General features: G+C 72.3%; 18 protein-coding genes. 2 read left to right on the forward strand and 16 right to left on the reverse strand.

Annotated features, from left to right (window positions below):
- Positions 1-59 precede the first annotated feature (59 nt).
- The 8 genes from ACZ3ZE_RS04535 to crcB (ACZ3ZE_RS04570) all read right to left on the reverse strand — a co-directional run bounded on the left by ACZ3ZE_RS04535 (position 60) and on the right by crcB (ACZ3ZE_RS04570) (position 8,058).
- Positions 60-731 carry a potassium-transporting ATPase subunit C gene (locus tag ACZ3ZE_RS04535; protein WP_363292555.1) on the reverse strand — a complete coding sequence of 224 codons (672 nt, stop codon included), beginning with the start codon at positions 729-731 and terminating at the stop codon, positions 60-62.
- Positions 732-736: 5 nt separating this feature from the next.
- Positions 737-2,884, reverse strand: coding sequence for a potassium-transporting ATPase subunit KdpB (gene kdpB / locus ACZ3ZE_RS04540; RefSeq protein WP_442304102.1), 2,148 nt, complete (start codon positions 2,882-2,884; stop codon positions 737-739).
- A complete protein-coding gene (gene kdpA / locus ACZ3ZE_RS04545; protein ID WP_467257300.1) occupies positions 2,881-4,545 on the reverse strand; it encodes a potassium-transporting ATPase subunit KdpA in 1,665 nt (554 codons plus the stop codon). Before kdpA ends, kdpB begins: the two co-directional genes overlap by 4 nt.
- Positions 4,546-4,552: 7 nt before the next feature.
- Complete coding sequence (kdpF, locus tag ACZ3ZE_RS04550; protein WP_361162995.1) at positions 4,553-4,642, reverse strand: K(+)-transporting ATPase subunit F; 90 nt, start codon at positions 4,640-4,642, stop codon at positions 4,553-4,555.
- A gap of 265 nt (positions 4,643-4,907) precedes the next feature.
- A complete protein-coding gene (locus tag ACZ3ZE_RS04555) occupies positions 4,908-6,737 on the reverse strand; it encodes an APC family permease (protein ID WP_467257519.1) in 1,830 nt (609 codons plus the stop codon).
- A gap of 150 nt (positions 6,738-6,887) precedes the next feature.
- Positions 6,888-7,238, reverse strand: a complete 351-nt coding sequence (gene crcB / locus ACZ3ZE_RS04560) for a fluoride efflux transporter CrcB (RefSeq protein WP_361162991.1) — start codon at positions 7,236-7,238, stop codon at positions 6,888-6,890.
- Positions 7,235-7,639, reverse strand: coding sequence for a DUF190 domain-containing protein (locus ACZ3ZE_RS04565; protein WP_363292552.1), 405 nt, complete (start codon positions 7,637-7,639; stop codon positions 7,235-7,237). Before ACZ3ZE_RS04565 ends, crcB (ACZ3ZE_RS04560) begins: the two co-directional genes overlap by 4 nt.
- Positions 7,636-8,058, reverse strand: coding sequence for a fluoride efflux transporter CrcB (crcB, locus tag ACZ3ZE_RS04570; protein ID WP_467257302.1), 423 nt, complete (start codon positions 8,056-8,058; stop codon positions 7,636-7,638). The genes ACZ3ZE_RS04565 and crcB (ACZ3ZE_RS04570) overlap by 4 nt, the downstream gene beginning before the upstream one ends.
- A 353-nt stretch (positions 8,059-8,411) precedes the next feature.
- Here crcB (ACZ3ZE_RS04570) and ACZ3ZE_RS04575 point away from each other — a divergent pair, with 353 nt between their 5' ends.
- Positions 8,412-9,638 (forward strand): IS701 family transposase, encoded by a 1,227-nt coding sequence (locus ACZ3ZE_RS04575; protein ID WP_361162985.1) that lies wholly within the window; start codon positions 8,412-8,414, stop codon positions 9,636-9,638.
- A 192-nt stretch (positions 9,639-9,830) separates the two neighbouring features.
- Here ACZ3ZE_RS04575 and ACZ3ZE_RS04580 read toward each other — a convergent pair whose 3' ends face one another.
- The 4 genes from ACZ3ZE_RS04580 to ACZ3ZE_RS04595 form a co-directional block, all read right to left on the reverse strand.
- Complete coding sequence (locus tag ACZ3ZE_RS04580; RefSeq protein WP_361162983.1) at positions 9,831-11,867, reverse strand: helix-turn-helix domain-containing protein; 2,037 nt, start codon at positions 11,865-11,867, stop codon at positions 9,831-9,833.
- 163 nt (positions 11,868-12,030) lie between these two features.
- On the reverse strand, positions 12,031-12,918 hold the full coding sequence (locus ACZ3ZE_RS04585) for an AfsR/SARP family transcriptional regulator (RefSeq protein ID WP_361162981.1): 888 nt from the start codon (positions 12,916-12,918) through the stop codon (positions 12,031-12,033).
- Between the two features lie 305 nt (positions 12,919-13,223).
- Positions 13,224-13,871 carry a ScbR family autoregulator-binding transcription factor gene (locus tag ACZ3ZE_RS04590; protein ID WP_467257304.1) on the reverse strand — a complete coding sequence of 216 codons (648 nt, stop codon included), beginning with the start codon at positions 13,869-13,871 and terminating at the stop codon, positions 13,224-13,226.
- 408 nt (positions 13,872-14,279) lie between these two features.
- Positions 14,280-15,782, reverse strand: coding sequence for a vWA domain-containing protein (locus ACZ3ZE_RS04595; protein WP_467257305.1), 1,503 nt, complete (start codon positions 15,780-15,782; stop codon positions 14,280-14,282).
- A 217-nt stretch (positions 15,783-15,999) separates the two neighbouring features.
- On the opposite strand from ACZ3ZE_RS04595, the gene ACZ3ZE_RS04600 reads away from it, so the two are divergent.
- Positions 16,000-16,710 (forward strand): helix-turn-helix transcriptional regulator, encoded by a 711-nt coding sequence (locus ACZ3ZE_RS04600; protein WP_467257306.1) that lies wholly within the window; start codon positions 16,000-16,002, stop codon positions 16,708-16,710.
- 18 nt (positions 16,711-16,728) lie between these two features.
- Here ACZ3ZE_RS04600 and ACZ3ZE_RS04605 read toward each other — a convergent pair whose 3' ends face one another.
- The 4 genes from ACZ3ZE_RS04605 to mmsA form a co-directional block, all read right to left on the reverse strand.
- Entirely contained in the window at positions 16,729-17,577 is an 849-nt protein-coding gene (locus tag ACZ3ZE_RS04605) for an ABC transporter permease (RefSeq protein WP_361622404.1), read from the reverse strand.
- Positions 17,574-20,291 (reverse strand): alpha/beta fold hydrolase, encoded by a 2,718-nt coding sequence (locus tag ACZ3ZE_RS04610; RefSeq protein WP_467257308.1) that lies wholly within the window; start codon positions 20,289-20,291, stop codon positions 17,574-17,576. The genes ACZ3ZE_RS04605 and ACZ3ZE_RS04610 overlap by 4 nt, the downstream gene beginning before the upstream one ends.
- Before the next feature lie 149 nt (positions 20,292-20,440).
- Positions 20,441-21,049, reverse strand: a complete 609-nt coding sequence (locus ACZ3ZE_RS04615; protein WP_363292548.1) for a DUF4291 domain-containing protein — start codon at positions 21,047-21,049, stop codon at positions 20,441-20,443.
- Positions 21,050-21,145: 96 nt separating this feature from the next.
- On the reverse strand, positions 21,146-22,648 hold the full coding sequence (gene mmsA, locus ACZ3ZE_RS04620; RefSeq protein ID WP_361162968.1) for a CoA-acylating methylmalonate-semialdehyde dehydrogenase: 1,503 nt from the start codon (positions 22,646-22,648) through the stop codon (positions 21,146-21,148).
- Positions 22,649-22,652: the final 4 nt, after the last annotated feature.

Here is a 22,652-nt window from a genome sequence, read left to right on the forward strand (position 1 = left end):
CCACGGGCCGGGAGCGACCTCCCGGCCCATGGGGCCTTGTCGTGCGGGCGCGCCCCGGTTCAGCCCTTGGCCACCAGCGCCTTGAGGGCGACGTTGAGCTGGAGGACGTTGACGCGGGGTTCGCCGACGAAGCCGAGGATCCGGCCGTCGGTGTGGTCGGCGACCAGCTTGTCGACCTTCGCCACGTCCAGCCCGTTGAGCTCGGCGACCCGGTGGACCTGGAGCTTCGCGTACTCGGGCGAGATGTGCGGGTCGAGGCCGGAGCCGGAGGAGGTGACGGCGTCGGCGGGGACGTCGGCGGGCTTCACCTTGTAGCCGGCGGTGGAGTTGTCCTTGACCACGGCGGCCTTGGCGTCCGTCACCCACTTGATCAGGTCCGCGTTGTCGCCCGAGCGGTTCGTGGCGCCGGAGAGGATCAGCTTGTACCGGGTGTTGACCGAGTTGGAGCCGAGGCCGTTCGAGGGGCGCGGCTGGAACCACTTCAGGTCCGGGCTCGCGGTCTCCTCGCCGTCCTTCATGGGGAGGTTGTAGGTCTGGCCGATGAGCGCGGAGCCGACGACCTTGCCGCTCGCGTCCTTGACCTCGGAGCCGTTCGCCTTGGCGGGGAAGGCGAGTTGGGCGATGCCGGTGACGGCGAGCGGGTAGAGGACGCCGCACACGACGGTGAGGACGAGGAGGGCGCGCAGGCCCGCCCAGAGGAGCCGCCCCGTGCTTCCTACGGAAGTGTTCATGATCGTCAGCCGATTCCGGGGATGAGGGAGAGGAGCACGTCGATGATCTTGATGCCGATGAACGGGGCGATCAGGCCGCCGAGCCCGTACAGGCCGAGGTTGCGGCGGAGCATCCTGTCGGCGCTGGTGGGCCGGTAGCGGACGCCCTTGAGGGCGAGCGGGACCAGGGCGATGATGATCAGCGCGTTGAAGATGACGGCGGACAGGATCGCGGACTCCGGCGAGGCCAGGCCCATGATGTTCAGCTTGTCCAGGCCCGGGTAGGCGACGGCGAACATCGCGGGGATGATCGCGAAGTACTTCGCCACGTCGTTGGCGATGGAGAAGGTCGTCAGCGCGCCCCGGGTGATGAGGAGCTGCTTGCCGATCTCGACGATCTCGATGAGCTTGGTCGGGTTGGAGTCGAGGTCGACCATGTTGCCGGCCTCCTTCGCGGCCGACGTGCCCGTGTTCATCGCCACGCCGACGTCCGCCTGCGCGAGGGCGGGGGCGTCGTTGGTGCCGTCACCCGTCATCGCGACGAGCTTGCCGCCGGCCTGTTCCCGCTTGATGAGGGCCATCTTGTCCTCGGGGGTGGCCTCGGCGAGGAAGTCGTCGACACCGGCCTCCTCCGCGATGGCCTTCGCGGTCAGCGGGTTGTCACCCGTGATCATGATCGTCTTGATGCCCATGCGGCGCAGCTCGTCGAACCGCTCCCGCATGCCCTCCTTGACGACGTCCTTCAGGTGGATGACGCCCAGGACACGCGCGCCCTCGGCGTCCTCCACGGCGACGAGGAGCGGGGTGCCGCCGGCCTGGGAAATGGCGTCGGTGACGTCCTGGGCGTCCTGGGCGACCTCGCCACCGCGTTCCCGCACCCATGCCACGACCGAACCGGTCGCGCCCTTGCGGACCTTGCGGCCGTCCGCGTCCACGCCCGACATGCGCGTCTGGGCGGTGAACTCGACCCACTCGGCGCCGGACAGCTCACCCTGGTGACGCTCCCGAAGCCCGTACTTCTCCTTCGCCAGGACGACGACGGAGCGGCCCTCGGGCGTCTCGTCGGCGAGCGAGGAGAGCTGGGCCGCGTCGGCCAGTTCGGCCTCGGTGGTGCCCTTGACCGGGACGAACTCGGAGGCCTGGCGGTTGCCCAGGGTGATGGTGCCGGTCTTGTCGAGCAGCAGCGTCGACACGTCACCGGCGGCCTCGACGGCCCGGCCCGACATGGCGAGGACGTTGCGCTGGACCAGGCGGTCCATGCCGGCGATGCCGATCGCGGAGAGCAGGGCGCCGATGGTCGTCGGGATCAGACAGACCAGGAGCGCCGTCAGCACGATCATCGAGGTCTGCTTGTCGGCCCCGGCGTAGATCGCGAACGGCTTCAGGGTGACCACGGCGAGCAGGAAGACGATGGTGAGGGACGCCAGCAGGATGTTGAGGGCGATCTCGTTGGGGGTCTTCTGCCGGGCCGCGCCCTCGACCAGGTTGATCATGCGGTCGATGAACGTCTCGCCCGGCTTCGTCGTGATCTTGATGACGATCCGGTCGGACAGCACCTTCGTGCCACCCGTCACCGCGCACCGGTCGCCACCCGACTCACGGATGACCGGCGCGGACTCGCCGGTGATCGCGGACTCGTCGACGGAGGCCACGCCCTCGACGACGTCACCGTCGCCGGGGATGATGTCGCCGGCCTCGCAGACCACCAGGTCCCCGACGCGCAGTTCCGTGCCCGGGACCCGCTCCTCGTTCGGGCCGCTGATCCGGCGGGCGACGGTGTCGGTCTTGGCCTTGCGCAGGGTGTCGGCCTGCGCCTTGCCGCGACCCTCGGCGACGGCCTCGGCGAGGTTGGCGAAGATCGTGGTCAGCCACAGCCAGACGGTGATCGCCCAGCCGAACCAGTCCCCCGGGTTCTTTATCGCAAGGCCGGTGGTGACCACCGATCCGACCAACACCACGAACATGACCGGCGACTTGACCATCACCCGCGGGTCGAGCTTCCTGATCGCGTCCGGGAAGGAGGCGATCAGCTGCTTCGGGTCGAACAGCCCGCCGCCGACGCGGCCCGATGCCGGCTGGTGGCCGGTGGGGACGTCACTGTGCGGAGCCGCCGAGGGTGAGGTCAGGGAGGACGAGGACATGGAGGCCTGCTGCTTCTCTACGTCGGTGTTCATGCCGCGAGCCCTTCGGCGAGCGGGCCCAGCGCGAGGGCCGGGAAGTAGGTCAGACCGGTGATGATCACGATCGTGCCGACGAGAAGCCCCGTGAACAGCGGCTTCTCCGTCCGCAGCGTGCCCGCGGTCTCAGGGACGGGCGTCTGCTCGGCAAGCGAACCCGCGAGCGCGAGCACGAACACCATCGGCAGGAACCGGCCGAGCAGCATCGCGATGCCGATCGTCGCGTTGAACCACTGCGTGTCCGCGTTCAGCCCCGCGAAGGCGGAGCCGTTGTTGTTGGCGCCCGAGGTGTAGGCGTACAGGATCTCGGAGAAGCCGTGCGCGCCGGAGTTGGTCATCGAGTCGGCGGGCGTCGGCAGGGCCATCGCGAGCGCGGTGAAGGTCAGCACGAGGGCCGGGGTGACGAGGATGTAGCAGGCCGCGAACTTGATCTCGCGGGTGCCGATCTTCTTGCCCAGGTACTCCGGGGTGCGGCCGACCATCAGGCCGGCGATGAACACCGCGATGATCGCCATGATCAGCATGCCGTACAGGCCGGAGCCGACACCGCCGGGCGCGATCTCGCCGAGCTGCATGCCCAGCATCGTGATCCCGCCGCCGAAACCGGTGTACGAGGAGTGGAAGGAGTTCACCGCGCCCGTCGACGTCAGCGTCGTCGCCACCGCGAAGAGCGACGAGCCGCCGATCCCGAACCGGGTCTCCTTGCCCTCCATCGCGCCGCCCGCCAGGTCGAACGCCGGGCCGTGGTGCGCGAACTCGGTCCACATCATCAGCGCGGTGAAGCCGACCCAGATGGTGCCCATCGTCGCCAGGATCGCGTACCCCTGCCTGACCGAGCCGACCATGCGGCCGAAGGTCCGGGTCAGCGCGAACGGGATGACGAGGATCAGGTAGATCTCGAAGAGGTTGGAGAGCCCGTTGGGGTTCTCGAAGGGGTGGGCCGAGTTCGCGTTGAAGTAGCCGCCGCCGTTCGTGCCCAGCTCCTTGATGGCCTCCTGCGAGGCCACCGCGCCACCGTTCCACTGCTGCGAGCCGCCCGTGAACTGGCCGACCTCGTGGATACCTGCGAAGTTCTGGATCGCACCGCACGCCACCAGCACCAGGGCGCCGATCACCGCGATCGGGAGCAGGATGCGGACGGTGCCGCGCACCAGGTCCGCCCAGAAGTTGCCCAGCTCGCCCGTGCGGGAGCGGGCGAAGCCCCGGACGAGGGCGACCGCCACGGCGATCCCCACCGCCGCCGAGACGAAGTTCTGCACCGCGAGGCCGCCGGTCTGCACGACATGGCCCATGGCCTGCTCGCCGTAGTACGACTGCCAGTTGGTGTTCGCGACGAACGACGCGGCCGTGTTGAACGCCTGGTCCGGGTCGATCGACACGAAGCCCAGCGAGCCGGGCAGCGAGCCCTGCACCCGCTGCAACAGGTAGAGGAAGAGGACGCTCACCGCGGAGAAGGCGAGCACGCCCCGCAGGTACGCGGGCCAGCGCATCTCCACGTTCGGGTTCGCACCGATCGCCTTGTAGATCCACTTCTCGGGTTTGTAGTGCTTCTCCGAGGAGTAGACACGCGCCATGTGGTCACCCAGCGGCCGGTACGACAGACCGAGCGCGACCACCAGCGCCAGCAGCTGGAGAACCCCAGCCAGGACAGGACTCATATCCGGCTCAGAACCTCTCCGGCTTGACGAGGGCGAGGACCAGATACCCCAGGAGGGCGACGGCGACGAGCAGACCGATCACGTTCTCGGCACTCACAGCTTCGCCACCCCCTTGGCGATGAAGGCCACCAGAGCGAAGACCGCGATCGTGGTGGCCACGAAGGCCAGGTCGGCCATCGTGAGCTCCTGACAGAGAGAGCGAATGTTTCTGACCTGCTGAGCAAACCTCTTTTCGGACAGGCCCCCGCCGCCGTTGACGGGCCCCTAACGCCGCCGGGCGCCCTCTTGACGCATCCTCTACGCGACGTCCGGCCGCGCCCTCCGCACCCGGTGGCGCTCCGGCGCGCGCGAGGGGTCACGCCTCAGATCCGCAGCCGCAGCCGGCACACCACCGCGTCCGTGTCCCGGCGCACCGCGTGGGCGACGACGGCTCCCCGCCGGTTCTGCAGCAGCCGCTGCCACAGGCGCTCCGGTTCGGCCTCCGGGACGAGGACCGTGACGCGGGTGTCCGGGTGGGCGGCGCGGAGTTCGTGGACGTACGCCGTGATCGGGCGCCCCAGGGAGCGGCGGCCCGAGGTCAGGCGGATCAGCGGGACACCCGGGTTCCACAGGGCCCAGTCGCGTTCCAGGGCCTCGGTCTGTTCCCGGTCCTCCGGGTCGGGGTGGCAGACGGTGACCGCGCGGACCTCGTCGCCGAGGGAGACGGCGGCCGTGAGGGCCTCGCTGGTGAGCCGGGTCAGGGAGGAGACGGGCACCAGGACGAGGGAGCGCGCGCGGTGCGGCGGCTCGGGGACGCGGCCGACGCCGAGCCGCTCGCCGATCCGCCCGTACGCCCGGTGGACGAGCTCGAACACGCCGACGATCAGGGGCAGGGCGATCACGATCAGCCAGGCGCCGTCGTGGAACTTGGTCGCGGTGACGACGAGGGCCGAGACACCGGTGAGCAGGGCGCCGAAGCCGTTGAGGGCGGCCTTGCCCCCCTGCCGGCGGGCCCGCCAGTGCAGGACCATGCCGGTCTGGGCGAGGGTGAAGCCGACGAAGACGCCGATGGCGAAGAGCGGCACGAGGGTGTTGGTGTCGCCGCCGGAGAAGACGAGCAGGGCGGCGGAGACGACGGCGAGCCAGACGACCCCGTGCCGGTGCACCTGCCGGTCGGCCTTGAGGCCGAAGACGTGCGGCACGTAGTTGTCGCGGGCGAGCAGCTTCAGCAGCACGGGCAGTCCGCCGAACGAGGTGTTCGCCGACAGCGCCAGCAGCACCATGGTCGCGAACTGGACCACGTAGAAAACCCAGTTGTGCCCGAAGGAGGCGTCGGCGAGCTGGGCGAGGACGGTGACGCCCTCGACCGGCTGGAGCCCGAAGCGGGAGATCAGCACCGACAGACCGATCAGCATCACGCCGAGGAGCGCGCCGAGCGCGAGCTCCGCGTGCTGGGCGCGGCGGACGGCGGGCGTACGGAACGACGGCACGGCGTTGGCGATGGCCTCCACACCGGTGAGCGCCGAACAGCCGGAGGCGAACGCCTTCAGCAGGAGCAGCGCGCCGACGGTGGTGGAGTCGTCGGCGAGGACGGAGGCGTGCCCCGCGGAGGCGACCGTGGAGACGGGCGCGTCACGGAACAGGCCGACGACCACCATGGCGAGGATCGCGCCGACGAACACGGCGGTGGGCACGAGGAAGGCGCGGGCCGAGTCGACGATGCCGCGCAGGTTCACGCCCGTGACGACGAGCAGCACCCCCAGGCAGATCCACAGCCGGTCCCCGTAGAGCCCGGGAAAGGCCGACGTGAGCGCGGCGACCCCGGCGGTGACGGCGACGGCGACGTTGAGGACGTAGTCGAGGACGAGCGAGGCGGCGGCGACCAGCCCGGTGCGCCGCCCGAGGTGCGCCTTCGCGACGGCGTACGACCCGCCGCCGTCCGGAAACGCCGCGATGACCTGCCGGTACGAGGCCACGAGCACGGCCAGCAGCCCGGCGATGGCCAGCGTCACGGGCAGGGTGAACCCGAGCCCGTGCGCCCCGGCGGCGGCCAGCACGAGGACGATGGCCTCCGGCCCGTACGCCACCGACGCCATCGCGTCGAGCGAGAGGGCGGCGAGTCCGGTGAGGGCGGTGAGCCGATGCCGGGACCCGGGATCAGGAGGCTCCTCGGTGCCCCGTGCGGCCTCGGTCACAACAGTCCGGACGCCCATGCGCGCGTTCCCCTTCACGACAGATCCCGACAGACCTGCCCAGCCTGGGCCGCGCTCCGGCCACCGGCGCCCGTTCCTCCCGCGCTCTTGACGCCCGCGCGCCCCCTCTTGACGCGGTCCTGACGTCCGGCCGGCGCCGCGCGGCGCCGGTCAGCGCGCGGCGAGCTCCACACCCAGCCAGGCGGCGCCGAGCCCGGCGGCGATGCTCCCGAGGACGTTGGCCACCGCGTAGAACCGGGCGCCCGACTCGTACAGCTTCAAGGTCTCGTACGAGAAGGTCGAGTACGTCGTGAGCGCCCCGCACAGGCCCGTGCCGAGGAGCAGCCCCATGCGGGCGGACGCGACGCCGGTGAGGAGCCCGAGGAGGAGGGAGCCGACGACGTTGACGGTGAAGGTCCCCCAGGGGAAGACCGAGTCGTGGCGGGCCTGGACGGCACGGTCGGTGAGGTAGCGCAGGGGCGCGCCGACGGCGGCGCCCAGGACGACGAGCAGCCAGTTCACTCGGGCGGCTCCTGGGACGCCGGGGGGTGGGAGCCGGTGGGGGGCTCAAGAGGTTCGGTCGCGCCCCCGCCGCCCGCGTAGTGCACGACCTCGCAGGCCTCCAGGATCACCAGGTCGTCCGAAACCAGCTCCTCCAGCCGCGGCAGGAAGGCCCGTACCCGCTCCTCGGTGTCCACGATCAGGACCGCGACCGGCAGGTCGTCGCCGAGCGAGAGGAGGCGGGTGGTGTGGACGAGGGAGGAGGCGCCGAAGCCCTCGATGCCGCGGAAGACGGAGGCGCCCGCGAGACCGGCCTCGTGGGCGCGGTGCACGATCTCGGTGTAGAGCGGCCGGTGGTGCCAGGTGTCGCGTTCGCCGACGAGGACCGTCAGGCGCAGGGCGGGGCCCTCGAGTCGGGTCATCGCTGCCTCCTTGCCGGTACGGCGCGGGCGGCGGCCCGGGCCGCGGTGACGCCCGCCCACACCGCGGCGAGCGCGGTCAGCGCGGTCGCGCCCAGGTACAGCAGCCCGCGCGTGGCGTCCCCGGCGGCGAGCAGGCGCTGGGTGTCGAGGGAGTAGGTCGAGAAGGTGGTGAAGCCGCCGCAGACGCCGGTGCCGAGGAAGGGGCGCAGGAGCGGGTGCGGCGGGGTGAGGGTCTCGGTGGTGAACACCATGATCACGCCGAGGAGCGCGCAGCCGGCCGCGTTGACGGTGAGGATCGTCCAGGGAAAGGCGCCGGCCGGGGTGGGCCAGGCGAGCGTCGCCGCGTACCGGGCCGAGGCACCGAGCGCACCGCCCGCGGCGACCACGCCGACGACCGGAAGCTGCCCGCGGAATCCCATGGGACCAGGTTAGGCGCTCGGGGCGCGCGGACCCGCGTACGGGCCGGTCCGCGCAGCTCACCGCGGGTACGCGGGGCCTGCGGAAGAAGCGAGACGCACAGGCACGGTCCCCGGCCTGGGGCATTAACCGGAGCCCGGCCCGTGCAGCCTCGGAAGTGATGGTCCGGGCCGAGCCGCGCACGGGTCAAAGCCCGTCCGGCGAGTCTGTCAGATCCCCCCGCGGGGTATGGCGGTGGTCCGGCCACCATCCGGCGGCCCAGACGGGTGCCGGGTACACCTCGTCGTGGCGGCGCGGAACCGCGACCTTTGAGGGGCAGCTGGAGGGAGCTGCGCAACCGTCGGTCAGGAGTGTCGTGAGTACATCCGTCGCAACCAGGTTCAGGACCGTCGCCGCGCCCCGGGACGCGGCCGACGAGGACGTATACGGCGAGTTGTGCGCCGCGCTCTTCTCCGCCTTCCCGCGCCGCGATCAGCGGATCAAGGCCGAGCAGTATCTGCGCGGGCTGCTGACCGCGCAGGGCCGCAAGTCCATCCGCAACATCGCCGCCCAGATCGGCGGGCCGGCCGCGGAGCAGAGCCTGCACCACTTCATCTCCAGCTCCACGTGGGACTGGCGGCCGATGCGGGCCGAGCTGGCCCGGTTCCTGCAGCAGAACAACGGGCCGCAGGCATGGGTGGTGCGCCCGATGCCGATACCGAAGGCCGGCGACCACTCGGTCGGTGTCGACCGCCGCTTCGATCCGGAGCGCGGCCAGGTCTTCCGCGGACAGCAGGCCTTCGGGGTGTGGTTCGCCTCCGAGGAGCTGAGCGTCCCCGTCAACTGGCGTCTCTTCCTGCCGGACCCCTGGGTCAAGGACCGCACGCGGCGCGACCGTGCGGAGGTACCCGAGGGTGCGGCGGAGGAGACGCTGGAGGAGTGCGCGGTCAACGCCGCGCTCGACACCGCCCGCTGGCCGGAGGTGACCCGCAAGCCGCTGCTGCTCGACATCCGCGGCGGTGCGGGCCGCGCCGCCCTGCACCGGCTCGCCGTCGCCGGCGTGCCGGTGGTGGCCCGGATCGGGACCGGCTGCCGGCTGACCGTCGCGGACCGCTCGCTGCCCGGTTTCGGCGCGGGCCCGCTGACGGCCCTGCAGATCCTGGAGTCCCTCAAGGGGCTGCGGCGCCCGGTGAGCTGGGTGGACTCGGCGGCCGGGGTGCGCACCTCGCGCACCTCGCTCGCCACGGCGGTACGGGTCACCCTGCCCGTACCGGCCGGGGAGCGGCAGCGCCCGCTGCTGCTGCTCGGCGAGTGGGACGACCCGCGGCGGGCCCCGGCCCGGCTGTGGATCACGGACCTGACCGGTTCGGCGGTCGGCCCGCTGCTGCGGCTGACGAAGCTGTCGCGGCGGGTGGAGCGGGACTTCCGGGCGGTCGGCGAGGGCGCGGGCCTGCGGGACTTCGTGGGCCGCTCGTTCCGCGGCTGGCACCGCCACATCACCCTCGCCTCCGCCGCCCACGCGGCGACCGTCCTCGCCCCCGGCTGGAACACGGCGGCGGCACCGACGGCGTACGGGCAGGTGCAGGGGCGCTCGGCGGGCTGACGGTGGGGGCCCGGGCTTACTGCCCGGGCCTCGATCCCCGGTGTCCGATGCCCGATGCCCGAGGTCCGGCGCTGGTGGCTGGTGGCTGGTGGCGTGCGAGTGGTACGGCGGGGCGGCAGCTCGTCCGGTGGCATGGCAACCCCGGGCGCGGGTCACCGGGCGCGGTGGTCCCCTGCCCTCACTCCCCCGCCCTCACGCCCCCGGACGGTCGCAGGACGGCGTCGTGCCGCGCGTGTCGCGGAGGTCGGCGCGCTGGCGGGCCAGGACGTCGCGGGTGCGCTGGAGGCGCAGCGCCAGCTGGACCTCCAGGACGTGGCCGGGCTTCTGCCACTCCGCGCCGAGGAGTTCGCCGATCCGCTCCAGGCGGCGCGAGACGGTGTTGGGGTGCACGTGCAGAGCCTCGGCCGCGTTGGTGGGGCTGCCGCCGGAGGCGAAGTACGCCTCCAGGGTGCGGGTCAGGTCGGTGAACCGCTCGGCGTCGTAGTCGAGCACGGGCCCGATCGCCGACTCGATGAACCCGTCCACGTCGTGGTCGTCCGAGAGCAGCAGCCCGAGGAACCCCAGGTCCTGCACGGACGCCGCCGCACCCGAACCGCCCAGCGCGCCCATCGCGTCCAGGCAGCGCATGGCCTCCAGATAGAGCCGGCTCACGCTGTCCGGGCTCCAGCCGGGACCGGCGGCGCCCACCGAGACGGGGTGGCCGAGCAGCGGGGAGAGCTCGCCCGAGACGGCCTTCGCGGCGGCCGAGGCGTCCACGCCGGGCAGCAGCAGCACGATCGCGCCGCCGTGCACGGTCTTCAGACCGGACATGCGGTACGCGTACGAGGAGGCCCACACGACCGCGCGCCCCTGCTCGCCGCCCTCCGGGCGGGCCACCACGACGACGTGCGGCTTGCGCAGGTCGAGGCCGAGACGGCGGGCGCGCTGGGCGATCTGCTGCGGCGCGTGCTGCGGCTCGGAGAGCAGGTCGTCGAGGAGTTCGTCGCGCACGGGGCCCTCGGCGACGGCGGTGGAGCGCTGCATCAGGAGCAGGAACGCGACGGACTGGGCCGCGAGTTCGAGCAGGCGTTCGTCCTCGCCGGTGAGCGGGGTGGCGGCGCGGACGACGAGGACGCCCAGGTCCTCGGAGCCGGCGAGGACCGGCGCGACCCAGGTCTGGTCGCCGGCGCCGTCCGGGTGGCCGCGGTCCCCCGCCGGTCCCGGCTGCCCCGGGTCGCCCGCGGTGAGGACGGGGCGGCGGCCCGCGTGGGCGTCGAGCGAGGCCTTGGCGACGGCGTCCTCGTCGAGGCCGGGAAGCTCCCCGGCCTGGGCGAGGGTGCGGCCCCCGGGGTCGCGGACGAGGACGGCCCCGTCGAGGGCGTCGCCCGCGGCGGTGGCGACGTTGCGCAGGTCGCCGCCGGCCAGGATCAGGTTCATGATGCGGCTGTGCGCCTCGCCGATGTAGCGCATCCGGGTGAGGCGGGTGCGGGCGCGGGAGCTGTCCCGTTCGAGCTCGGTGACCTCGGCCCTGGTCTGGTCGAGGAGCCCGGACTTCTCGGTGGCGACGGCGGCGAGGTCGGCGAGCGCGGCCACGAGGGCGATCTCGTCGGCGGAGTACCGGCGGGTGCTGCGGTCGGCGCCGTAGAGCACGCCGAGGGTGCTGTCGCCGGTGCGCAGCGGCACCGCGAGGACGCCCCGGAGGCCTTCGGCCCGTACGAGCTCGTCTATGGCGGCGGAGTGGGCGAAACGCGCGTCGGCGAGGTAGTCCTCGGTCCAGGCGGGCTCGCCGAGCGCCTGCACCAGGCCGCCGAGTCCGTCCCCTTCGAAGAGGGTGGGGCAGCCGGCCGGGTCGAGCGCGGTGAGGGCGCCTTCGGCGCTGTGCAGGAGGCGGCCGCCGTGCGGGCCGCGCAGGGTCACGCAGGCCAGGTCGAGGCCGAGGACGCGCTTGGCGCGGCGGGTGACGACCCGCAGCAGGCCGTCCAGGTCGTACGGGAGGGTCAGGTCCCGCGTGGTGTCGAGGAGGGCGGCGAGCCCTTCCTCGCGCTGCTCGCGGCGGGCGAGGGAGCAGCTGACGCCGGTGGCGAGGTGAACGGCCCTTTCCAGGGCGCCGAGTTCACTCTCGGGGAGGCCTGCCACCCGTGCCTGGTCGAGGAGTTCGGCGAACCGGCCCGGTGGGGCCTGTCGGGCCAGCAGCTCCAGGACGGTGAGCGCGTCGGCACCCCCGCCTCCGTCCGCGCTGTCGTAGGACATGCCTCAACTCCCTCCGCTGGCCGAAAATAATTCGGTCGTCGACGTCGGTCAACGGTGAGATCGACCACTTCATTCCCCTTTGGGTCCGACAGCACGTCACAGGCCTGCCGGACGCCTGTCGAACGCCTGCCGGATGACTGACCGGCTCCTGAGGCCTGGGGCCTCAGACCAGGCTCGCCGCCATGCCGGCCACAGCCGGTACGGGCCGCGGCCACAGACCGCTGGTCTGGGCCGGGATGCGGGGCAGCCCGGCGTCCCGCACGGTCAGCACCGAGCGGTGCAGGCGGCGGAGCCGTGCCGAGGGCTCCCGGCCGCCGTCCCGCTGGAGGTTGACGCAGAGCCTGCGGTAGGCCTCCAGGGCGTCGTCGGCGCGCCCGGAGCGCAGCAGGGCGACCATGAACTGGCCGTGCAGCGACTCGTTGACGGGGTGCCGGGCGGCGAGGACGGCGAGCTCGGGGACCATCTCGACGTGCCGGCCGAGCCCGAGCTGCGCCTCGACCCACTGGTCGAGCACGCTGAGCCGGGAGGCTTCGAGCCGCTCGGTCTCCGCGCGGAGCCGGGGGCCCGCGTCGACGCCCGCGTACGGCTCGCCGCGCCACAGGGCGAGGGCTTCGCCGAGGCGGAGCGCGGCGCGTGCGAGGTCGCCGGCCTCCATGGCGCGGTATCCGGCGCCCGCCGCGCGCTCGAACTGCCAGACGTCGTGGGAGCCGCCTCCGGTGTCGAGGCGGTAGCCGCCGGACTGGGCGGCGAGAACGGTCTCGGCGGTGCGCCCGTCGGCGTCCTCGCCGGCCCGGCGGCCGACGGCGGTCAGGCCCTCCGTGAGCGCGGCGGCGATGAGCGTCCGCAGCCCGAGGACGTGCGAGTGGAGCTCGACCCGGGCGCCGCGTGGCGCGCCGGACGGCCACACCTCCTCCATGAGGACGGTGACCGGAACGACCTGATCGGCACTGGCGGCGAGCAGGGCGAGCAGTTGTCGTGGCGTGGCGGCGGTCGGGGTGATCGACACCCCGTTCTCGCGTACCGACAGCCCTCCCAGGATCCGGACGTCCACTTTGCCCCCTCAGCGTCTGTGCACGGGATGACCCTCGATGATTAGAAAAGAGACCGCGATGCATGTCAATAAGAAACCGGACGGTACGGAATCGCAGGACCCCAAGGGTGGCGTTTTCGTCCCTTTTCTACCGATCCGCCCTCATCAGCGAGTCGTCAACGCCCAGCGAAACGTACCCGCGAATCCAGATACTGGACCCAGGGGTATGATTTGGGGATCGTTTTCAGGCAGCAGTGCAGGTGTCATCCGGCCAGCATGCCAAAGAAACCGCCATCGCGGTTTGATTCAACAGGCTGAGGGCTCCCCTAGGAGCGCTCGTCCGACACTCCGAGTGCACGCGCACCCCGGCCGGGCTCCAGGTCGAGCATGGTCAACACAGAAGGAACGACGATGCTGGGCAGCAGGTGGTGATAGAGCGCCGAAGCCCAGCGCTCCATCGACGAACGATGCCCTTCGAGCGCGTGCGACATCAGATTCAGCCCCGAGTAGGAGCCGACGACCAGCGGGGCGATCTCCTCGGGATCGGCGTGCGGAAGCAGCTCGCCGGCCTCCTTCGCCGCGTTGAGCAGCCGCAGGTTGATCTCGGTCCACTCCCGGTAGGGGCCGCTCCGGTTGAGCTCGTGCCCACCCTGGTCGAGGGTGAGCCGCACACTGCCGCTCAGCACCCGGTCGCAGGTCAGCCGGTGTGCGAACACCATGCCGACGTCGACGAACTCCTGCACCTTGGAGATCTGCGGCGGCGCCATGGGCACGACCGACACCTGGGCGTCGATCACCGCGTGCGCGAGGTCTTCCTTGGAGTCGAAGTGGAAGTAGAGCGCGCCCTTGGTCACCTGGGCGAGCTGGAGGATGTCGGAGAGCTTGGCGGCCTCGTAGCCCCGCTCGTCGAAGACGGCAGCCGCCGCCTCCAGGATCGCCTGACGGGTGCGGATCGCCCGATCCTGCTTCGCCATGGGAGTCACATCCCTCTCATCGCCCGAACCGGCATCCCGGTGGCCCGAGAAAACAAACCTGGGGGTACCAATTTTCCGGCAGCAGGAAGATACCCGAAGCCTTGTTCGCAATGAACCCAACCATCTCACGTATCGGACGGAAACCGCTCCGACCTGCGGAAACGCCGACAAGGGCGAGGCGCAGAACGTCAGGTCTCCCCAACCCCCACACCACGCAGCACCCTTGACGCCCTTTCACCATCACTCAGGGCAACGAAAAAACAGACCTTTCGGTCCGTGATCGCCCACAGACCGAAAGGCCTGACGCCCCGCCGGCGCCAGTCAGCATCCGTCAGCGCCGGTCAACACCGGCCAGTACCTGGTCGATATCAGTCAGAACTACTCGGCATCGATCAGTGCCGCTCGGTATCAGTCGGCATAAGGATCCGAACCCCTGGATCCGCCCCCCAGGGAGTCCGCCTGACGGATCGCCTGGGCGAGCTCCTGGACGGAGGCCGAACGGGCCCGCGTGGCGAGTGCTTCCGCGCGGGAGGCGAGCAACGAGAGCGCGGGGGCTCCCGGGAGCCGCTCACCGCGCAGCCGGTCGGCGAAGTAGGCGGCGATCGCGGTCAGTTGGAGACTGTCGTGCCCGGCCCCCCACAGCGGTGCGGCGAGGGCGGCGGAGGCCACCGAACCCGAGCGCTCGTGCGGCGCGCGGGTGACGGGGTCGAGCCAGCGGACGGTGGCGGTGGCGACCCGCCCGCTCTTCCCGGGCCGGAGCCTGACCGCGTACAGCGCGGTGACGGTGTGCCCGGCGCCGATCTCGCCGCCGTCGACGCGGTCGTCGCGGAAGTCCTCGTCGGCGACCTCGCGGTCGTCGTAGCCGACGAGCCGGAAGCTCTCGACGGTCTTCGGGTCGAAGGCGACCTGCGCCTTGGCGTCGCGGGCGCGCAGCTCGATGTGGCCGGGGAGCTGGTCGACGAAGACCTTGCGGGCCTGCTCTCGGGTGGAGACGTACGTGGTGCTGCCGTCCCCCTTGTCGGCGAGCCGTTCCATGAACGCGTCCCCGTACTCGCTCCCCACGCCGACGCCGAACAGGGTGATCCCGTACTCCCGGCGCTCCTCGTCGATCCGCTCCAGGATGCCGTCGGCGTCGGTGTCCCCGGTGTTGGCGAGGGCGTCGGAGAGCAGGACGACCCGGTTGGTGGCGCCCTTGCGGTGCCCCTCGACGGCGACGTCGTAACCGGTGCGGACGCCGGCCTCGACGTTGGTGGCGGCGGAGGTCCCCAGGGAGCCGACGAGCTCGCGGATCCGCTGGCGCGCGCCGCCGACCCGGGTCATGGGCAGTTCGGTCCTCGCCTCGGCGCTGAAGGTGACGAGCGCGATCGAGTCGTCGTCCCGCAGCCGGCCGACGAGCAGTCCGAGCGCGTCCTTGACCAGGTCGAGCCGCCCCGGTTCGTCCATGGAGCCGGAGACGTCGACGACGAACGTGAGGGCGACGGGCGGGCGTTCGACGTCACTCGCCCGGGTGGCGAGCCCGACACGGACGAGTGACCAGCCGGCGGCGTCGGAGCGGGCACCGTCGAGGGTGACGCTGAAGCCGTTGTCACCCGGGCGTGGATAGTCGGGCTTGAAGCTGTTGACGAACTCCTCGGGCTGGACGCCCGTCGGCTCGGGCAGCCGCCCCTCGGCGAGCGTGCGGCGGGCGTAGCCGTACGAGGCGGTGTCCACGTCCAGGGCGAACGTGGAGAGCCCGGGCGCGGGTGCGGCACGGTCGGGCGCGGTGCGCTTGGGCGCGCCCCGGTCGGGTGCGGGTGCGGCCCGGTCGCTCCTGGCGTGCCGAGTACCGTCCGAACCCGCCGAGCACCCGGCGAGCAGGAGCGTCCCGGCGAGCAGTCCGGCGAGCCATCCCGTCGAGAGCCTTCGTTCCATGCCCATCTCCCCCTTGCCGTAAGCCACTTGTGCATGTGACGTCCGAGCGGGCCGGAAGGAGCAGACGAAGGGGTTGCGGATGGATCTCAATGCGGCAACGGCGCCTGGGGCACGCCGCAGTGGCAGGGACTCGCCACCTTTGTCAACAGGGGTTGTCACCGTACGCAGTCACGTGCGTACATGGAGTGGCACACCGAACGGGCGGGGGTGGTCAGCGGTGTCAGAGACTGCGGGCTCCGTGATGCTCGCCCGATCGGCGATGGGCCGGGCCGGCTCCGAGCTCCAACGCCCTCCTGCGCGCCCGGTCCGCGGCACCCGCCGGGTCAGCGCGGCCCTCGCGGGCCTGGCCGCCTCGGCGCGGCACGAGCTGCTGACCTTCGACGACCCGGCCGCCTCCGCGTCGCATGCGATCCCCGAGCCGTTCCTGGAGCTGGCAGGAGCGTGCATGCGGGCGGCGGCGGAGCGGGCCGCGGAGGTCCGGCGCATCGTCCCGCGCCACGCCCTCCCCCAACTCGCGGGCACCTTACGGATCCCCGGCCGGGCCAGAGTCTGCGACGCGATCCCGTTCAAGATGATCGTCGTCGACCGCACGGTCGCGGCCGTCCCCCTGGACCTGGAGCTCCACTACAACGGCCTCCTCCTGATCCGCGACCCCGTCGTCATCCAGGCCCTGGTCCGCGCCCACCACACCTCCTGGGACACCGGGCAGGACCTGACAGGCCTCACCACCCCCACCCACGACCTCCCCCACCAACTCCGCCCCGTCCTCGAAGCCCTCCTCTCCGGCCTCACCGACGAAGCCGCCGCCACCCGCCTCGGCATGTCCCCCCGCACGTACAGCCGCCGCGTCGGCGAACTGATGGCCGCACTAGGCACGACGAGCCGCTTCCGCGCGGGGGCGGAAGCGGCTCGGAGAGGGTGGGTGTGACGCGGGCGCCGACTCCGGCTACGACACGATGTCCTTCCGCGCGAACCCCCGGAACGCCAGCGCGAAGAGGATCACCGCGTACGTCGCCGAGATCGCCGTGCCCTTCAGCATGCCCGACCACTCCAGTTGGGGCTGGAGGGCGTCCGCCCAGGCGAACTGCCAGTGGGCCGGGAGGAAGGCGCGCCAGTCGCCGAGGGCGGTGACGGCGTCGAGGACGTTGCCGATGATCGTGAGGCCGACGGCGCCGCCGACCGCGCCCAGAGGGGCGTCGGTGCGGGTGGAGAGCCAGAAGGCGAGGGCGGCCGTGACCAGTTGGGAGACGTAGACGAAGGCCGTCGCCAGGGCGAGGCGGAGGAGGGCGTCGGTGGCGGGGAGGGTGCCGCCGGTGGGGAGTTTCAGGGGGCCCCAGCCGTAGGCGACCGTGCCCGCTGCGAGGGCCACCACGGGCAGGAGGAGCATGGCCGCCGCGCTGAAGGCCAGGGCGACGGCGAGTTTCGACCAGAGGAGGCGGGCGCGGGGGACGGGGGCCGCCAGGAGGTAGCGGAGGGACGACCAGCCGGCCTCCGACGCGACCGTGTCGCCGCAGAACAGGGCGACCGGGATGACCAGGAGGAAGCCCGCCGAGACGAACAGGCAGGTCGCCGCGAAGTTGGCGCCCGAGGCCGTCGCCGTGTCCATCAGCGTGATGCGGTTGTTCTCCGAGCCGTCCGGACCGCCGCCGATCGCGAACGCCACGATCAGGACGAAGGGCAGGGCCGCCAGGATCAGGGCCATCACCAGGGTGCGGCGGCGCTTCAGTTGGCGTAGGGCCTCCACCCGCAGGGGCAGGGTGCGGGCGGGAGCGTAGCCGAGAGCGGCGGCGGTCATGCGGTCTCTCCGATCAGGGTCAGGAACGCGTCCTCCAGGCGCCGGTGCGGTCCCACGCCCGTCACCGGCACCTCCAGGCGGACGAGTTCGGCGATCAGCGCGGTGGGGGTCGTGGCGGCGTCGAGGCGGACCAGGAGGCCGGCGTCGGTCCGTACCGCGCCCAGTTTCTCCACCACCGTGTCCGGGACCGGGCCGCCCAGTGTGACCAGGAGCGTGTCGTCGGAGCCGGTGATCTCCCGCACCGGGCCCGCCTGCACCAGGCCGCCGCGGTCCATCACCACGAGATGGGTGCAGGACTGCTCGACCTCGGCGAGGAGGTGGCTGGAGACGATCACGGTCCGGCCGCCGGCCGCGTACCGGATCATCACCTCCCGCATCTCCCGGATCTGCGGCGGGTCGAGACCGTTCGTCGGCTCGTCCAGGATCAGCAGGTCGGGCAGGCCCAGCATGGCCTGCGCGATCGCGAGGCGCTGCCGCATGCCCTGCGAGTAGGTGCGGACGGAGCGTTCGAGGGCGCCGCCCAGGTTGGCGATCCGCAGCGCCTCGTCGAGGTGCGCGTCCTCGGCGGGGCGGCCGGTGGCCCGCCAGTACAGCTCCAGGTTCTCGCGGCCCGACAGGTGCGGCAGGAAGCCCGCGCCCTCCACGAACGCGCCGACCCGCGAGAGCACCGGCGCGCCCGGCCGGATCGCCTGGCCGAAGACCCGGATCTCGCCCTCGTCCGGGGTGATCAGGCCCATCAGCATGCGCAGGGTCGTCGTCTTGCCCGCGCCGTTGGGGCCCAGCAGGCCCAGGACCTGGCCCTGTTCCACCCGGAAGGACAGGTCGCGGACGCTGAATGGGGTCTCCCCTGCTCGAGCGAAGCCGAGAGCTTGGGGAAGGTCGCCGCCCTTGTACTTCTTGGACAGGCCGGTGATCTGGAGCGGGACCTCGGCGAGCGCCGGGTCCGGGGCGGGCGGCGTCACCTTGCGGCGGGCCGTCAGGAGCAGCGCCGCCGCGACGACGACGCCCACCAGCGGCAGGCCCCACACCCACCACGGCAGCCCCGCCGCCTGCGTCGTCACGCCCGGCGCGGTCGGCACCGTCAGGGCGCTTTCGACACCGACGGTGTACGTGGCGGGGGCGGCCGGCGACGCGTACCCGAGGTCCGTCGCGGCGAGCACCAGGCGCAGCCGGTGGCCGGCCGCCACCTCGTGGTCCACGGCCGGCAGCGTCAGGTCGACGGTGCGCCCGCGCCCGGCGTCCGCCACCCGTACCGGCGACACGAGCTGGGCCGGCAGCACCTGCCGGCGTCCGTCCGGCGCCACGTCGTACACCTTGGCGAAGAGGACCGCCGAGCCGTCGGGGGCGGTCGACGTCACCCGGACCCTGACCGTCGGCGAGCCGGTGATCCGGACCGGCCGGGTCTGCGGCCGGGCGTCGAAGGCGGCGAACTGGCCGGGGAAGTCCAGGGACAGGCCCACGCCGAGCGAGGAGAGCTGCGAGAGTCCGCCGCCGAGGCCCGGGACCGCGGAGATCGCGGGCGGATTCGCGCCCGCTGGGTTGGCGAAGGACCGTGCCGGGCCCGAGAGCGCCACCGGGACCTGCCCCGCCGCGAGGCCCGGGTACGTGTCGGCCGTCGCGCCGCGCAGGGTCGCGCGCCCGTCCGTGGAGTCGACGCCGCCGGTGCGGCTCACGCGGAAGGCCGGGCCGGTCGCGACCGTCGTGTCCCGCTTGAGGTGGCGGTCGAACCAGGCCGAGATCCGCGCCTCGACGCGGTCCGTCTCCCGGTCGCCGCCGTCGTGTCCGCCCGCCGTCCAGTCCACCGCGACCGGGGCGCCGTTCGCGGCGATGGTCCGGGCCATGGCGTCGGACTGGGCGAGGGTGAAGAGCGAGTCGGACTGGCCCTGGACGATCAGCGCGGGCACCTTGATGCGGGCGCCGACTGCGGACGGGCTGCGCGCCTCCAGGAGCTCACGGGCGGCCGCGTCGGGCTTCCCGGAGACGGCGACCCGCTGGTACAGGGCGCACACCTCGGCACTGAAACGCCCACAGGCAACGTCAGAGGTCCCGCGCGCGTTCGCGCTCCCGCCCGCCGGCCCCACCCCCGCTCCACCGGAGAAGAAGATGCCGGCCCAGAGCTTCTTGAACACGCCGTTCGGGAACAGGGCGTCCGCCAGGTTCCAGTACGTGATCTGCGGCGCGATGGCGTCCACGCGCGGGTCGTACCCGGCGGCCAGCAGCGAGATCGCCCCGCCGTAGGACGCGCCCGTGACGCCGACACGCGGGTCGCCCGCCTTGTCGAGCAGCACCTCCGGCCGGCCGGCCAGCCAGTCGACGAGACCCCGGACGTCCTTGACCTCGCGTTCCGGGTCGTTGAGCCCGATCTGCCCGGTGGACCTGCCGAAGCCCCGCGCGGACCAGGTCAGCACCGCGTACCCGTCGCCGGCGAGCCGTTCGGCCTGCTCGCGGACGTCGTCCTTGGAGCCGCCGAAGCCGTGCCCGAGAAGGACGGCGGGACGACGGCCGGAACCGCCCGCGGTGAAGTACGAGGTGTCGATCCGCACCCCGTCGAGGTCGAGCATCCGGTCCGCGCGGTGCACGGTCGGCGGCTCGTCGGAGGCGACGGCGGTCCAGGTACCGGCGCCGCCCACGAGCACGGCGAGGACGGCGGCGACCGCCGCCCACCTCGGCAGACCGGGTCGAGGGAAGCCCCTCCGGGGAAGTCGCAGCTGCATGGTGTCGAGCCTAGGCGGCCGGACGACGCCGACCCGGCTGCCCCGGGGCGGAACTCGGCCGCCTCCTCAGGTCGTACGCGATGCGGTCCGCGTACACCAACCGCGGTATGCGGCGCCCACGGACGGAGCACCCCCGGCAGCCGCCGCCGCTACGCGACGATCCGCCCGAGCAGCCCGTCCTCCGCCGGGTACGCCCGTTCCTCCGGCAGCAGGCGTCCGGCCTCCTCCAGGTGTCCCTCGCGGACCAGCGCGTGGATCTCGTGGGCGAGCGGGGTGACGTCGCGGATGCCGACCGTCCACTCGTCCGCGTACCGGCGGGAGGCCTCCCCGGTGAGGCCGAGCTGGAGGGAGCGGTACGGGAGGGGCGCCAGGCGCAGGTCGCGCTCGGGGTCCCACTGGACGCGCGCCGGGGAGCTCTTCAGCTCGCGCCGCCAGGTGTCGTGGTCGGGGTGGAAGGCGCGCTCGTAGTGCGAGAGGCATGCGTGGCGCAGGGCCCATTCGAAGCCCTCGCGGGTGATCTCGACGGCGAGGACGGTCTCCTGGCTTTCCTTCAGGCCCCAGCCGCAGCGGTACATCATCCACAGGAACGAGGGCTTGATCCAGGTCATCCGCGTGCGCTTCCAGGCGTCGGGAAAGCGCCCGTCGCGGGCGGCCGGCAGGCCGAGGGACGGGCTGTACGCCTGGTAGACGGTCACCGTCGTGGCGGTGTGGAGCGCGCGGATCTGGTGCTTCGGCGGAAGCGGCGGGGGAACGGACATGGCCCCCAGGATGCGTGAGAACGCACCCTGGGGGCCAGTCGATTACCGATCGGTCACCGACCGCGCCGGCTGCCCGGGATCGACGGTCGCCCGGGATCAGTGGTTGCGCGGGAAGCCCAGGTCGACGCCGGACGGGGCCTCGGACGGGTCCGGCCAGCGGGTCGTGACGACCTTGCCGCGGGTGTAGAAGTGGACGCCGTCGTTGCCGTAGATGTGGTGGTCGCCGAAGAGCGAGTCCTTCCAGCCACCGAAGGAGTGGTAGCCCACCGGCACCGGGATCGGCACGTTGACGCCGACCATGCCGGCCTCGACCTCCAGCTGGAAGCGGCGGGCGGCGCCGCCGTCGCGGGTGAAGATCGCGGTGCCGTTGCCGAACGGCGAGGCGTTGATGAGGGCCAGGCCCTCCTCGTAGGTGTCGGCGCGCAGCACGCACAGGACCGGGCCGAAGATCTCGTCCTGGTAGGCCTTGGCGGTCGTGGGGACGTGGTCCAGGAGGGAGAGGCCGATCCAGTGGCCGTTCTCGTGGCCCTCGACCGTGTAGCCGGTGCCGTCGAGGACGACCTCACAGCCCTCGGCCGCCGCGCCGTGCACGTAGGAGGCGACCTTGTCGCGGTGGACGGCCGTGATGAGCGGGCCCATCTCGGAGGTCGGGTCGTTGCCGGGGCCGATCTTGATCTTCTCGGCGCGCTCGCGGATCTTCTCCACGAGCTCGTCGCCGATCGCGCCGACCGCGACGACCGCGGAGATCGCCATGCAGCGCTCGCCGGCGGAGCCGTACGCCGCCGAGACCGCCGCGTCGGCGGCCGCGTCGAGGTCGGCGTCGGGCAGCACCAGCATGTGGTTCTTCGCGCCGCCGAGCGCCTGGACGCGCTTGCCGTTGGCGGCGGCGGTGGTGTGGATGTGGCGGGCGATCGGGGTGGAGCCGACGAAGGAGATCGCGGAGACGTCCGGGTGCTCCAGGAGGCGGTCCACGGCGACCTTGTCACCGTGCAGGACGTTGAAGACACCGTCCGGCAGGCCGGCCTCGGCGAGCAGCTCGGCGATCTTCATGGCGGCCGACGGGTCCTTCTCGCTCGGCTTGAGCACGAAGGTGTTGCCGCAGGCGATGGCGATGGGGAACATCCACATCGGCACCATCGCCGGGAAGTTGAACGGGGTGATGCCGGCCACGACGCCGACGGCCTGGCGGATCGAGGCGACGTCCACGCGGTTGGAGACCTGGGTGGACAGCTCGCCCTTGAGCTGGGTGGTGATGCCGCAGGCCAGGTCGACGATCTCCAGGCCGCGGGCGACCTCGCCGAGCGCGTCGGAGTGCACCTTGCCGTGCTCGGCGACGATCCGCTCGGCGATCGCGTCGCGGTTGGCGTCGAGCAGGGCGCGGAAGCGGAAGAGGATCGTGGTGCGCTGCGCCAGGGAGGAGGTGCCCCAGGTCGCGAAGGCGTCCTTCGCGGCGGCGACGGCCGCGTCGACCTCCTCCACCGAGGCGAGGGCGACCTGGGTGGTCACGGCACCGGTGGCCGGGTCGGTGACCGGGCCCCAGTTGCCCGACGTGCCCTCGACGCTCTTGCCACCGATCCAGTGGTTGACGGTCTTCGTCATGACG

It is taken from the genome of Streptomyces sp. NPDC023157 (assembly GCF_055560575.1).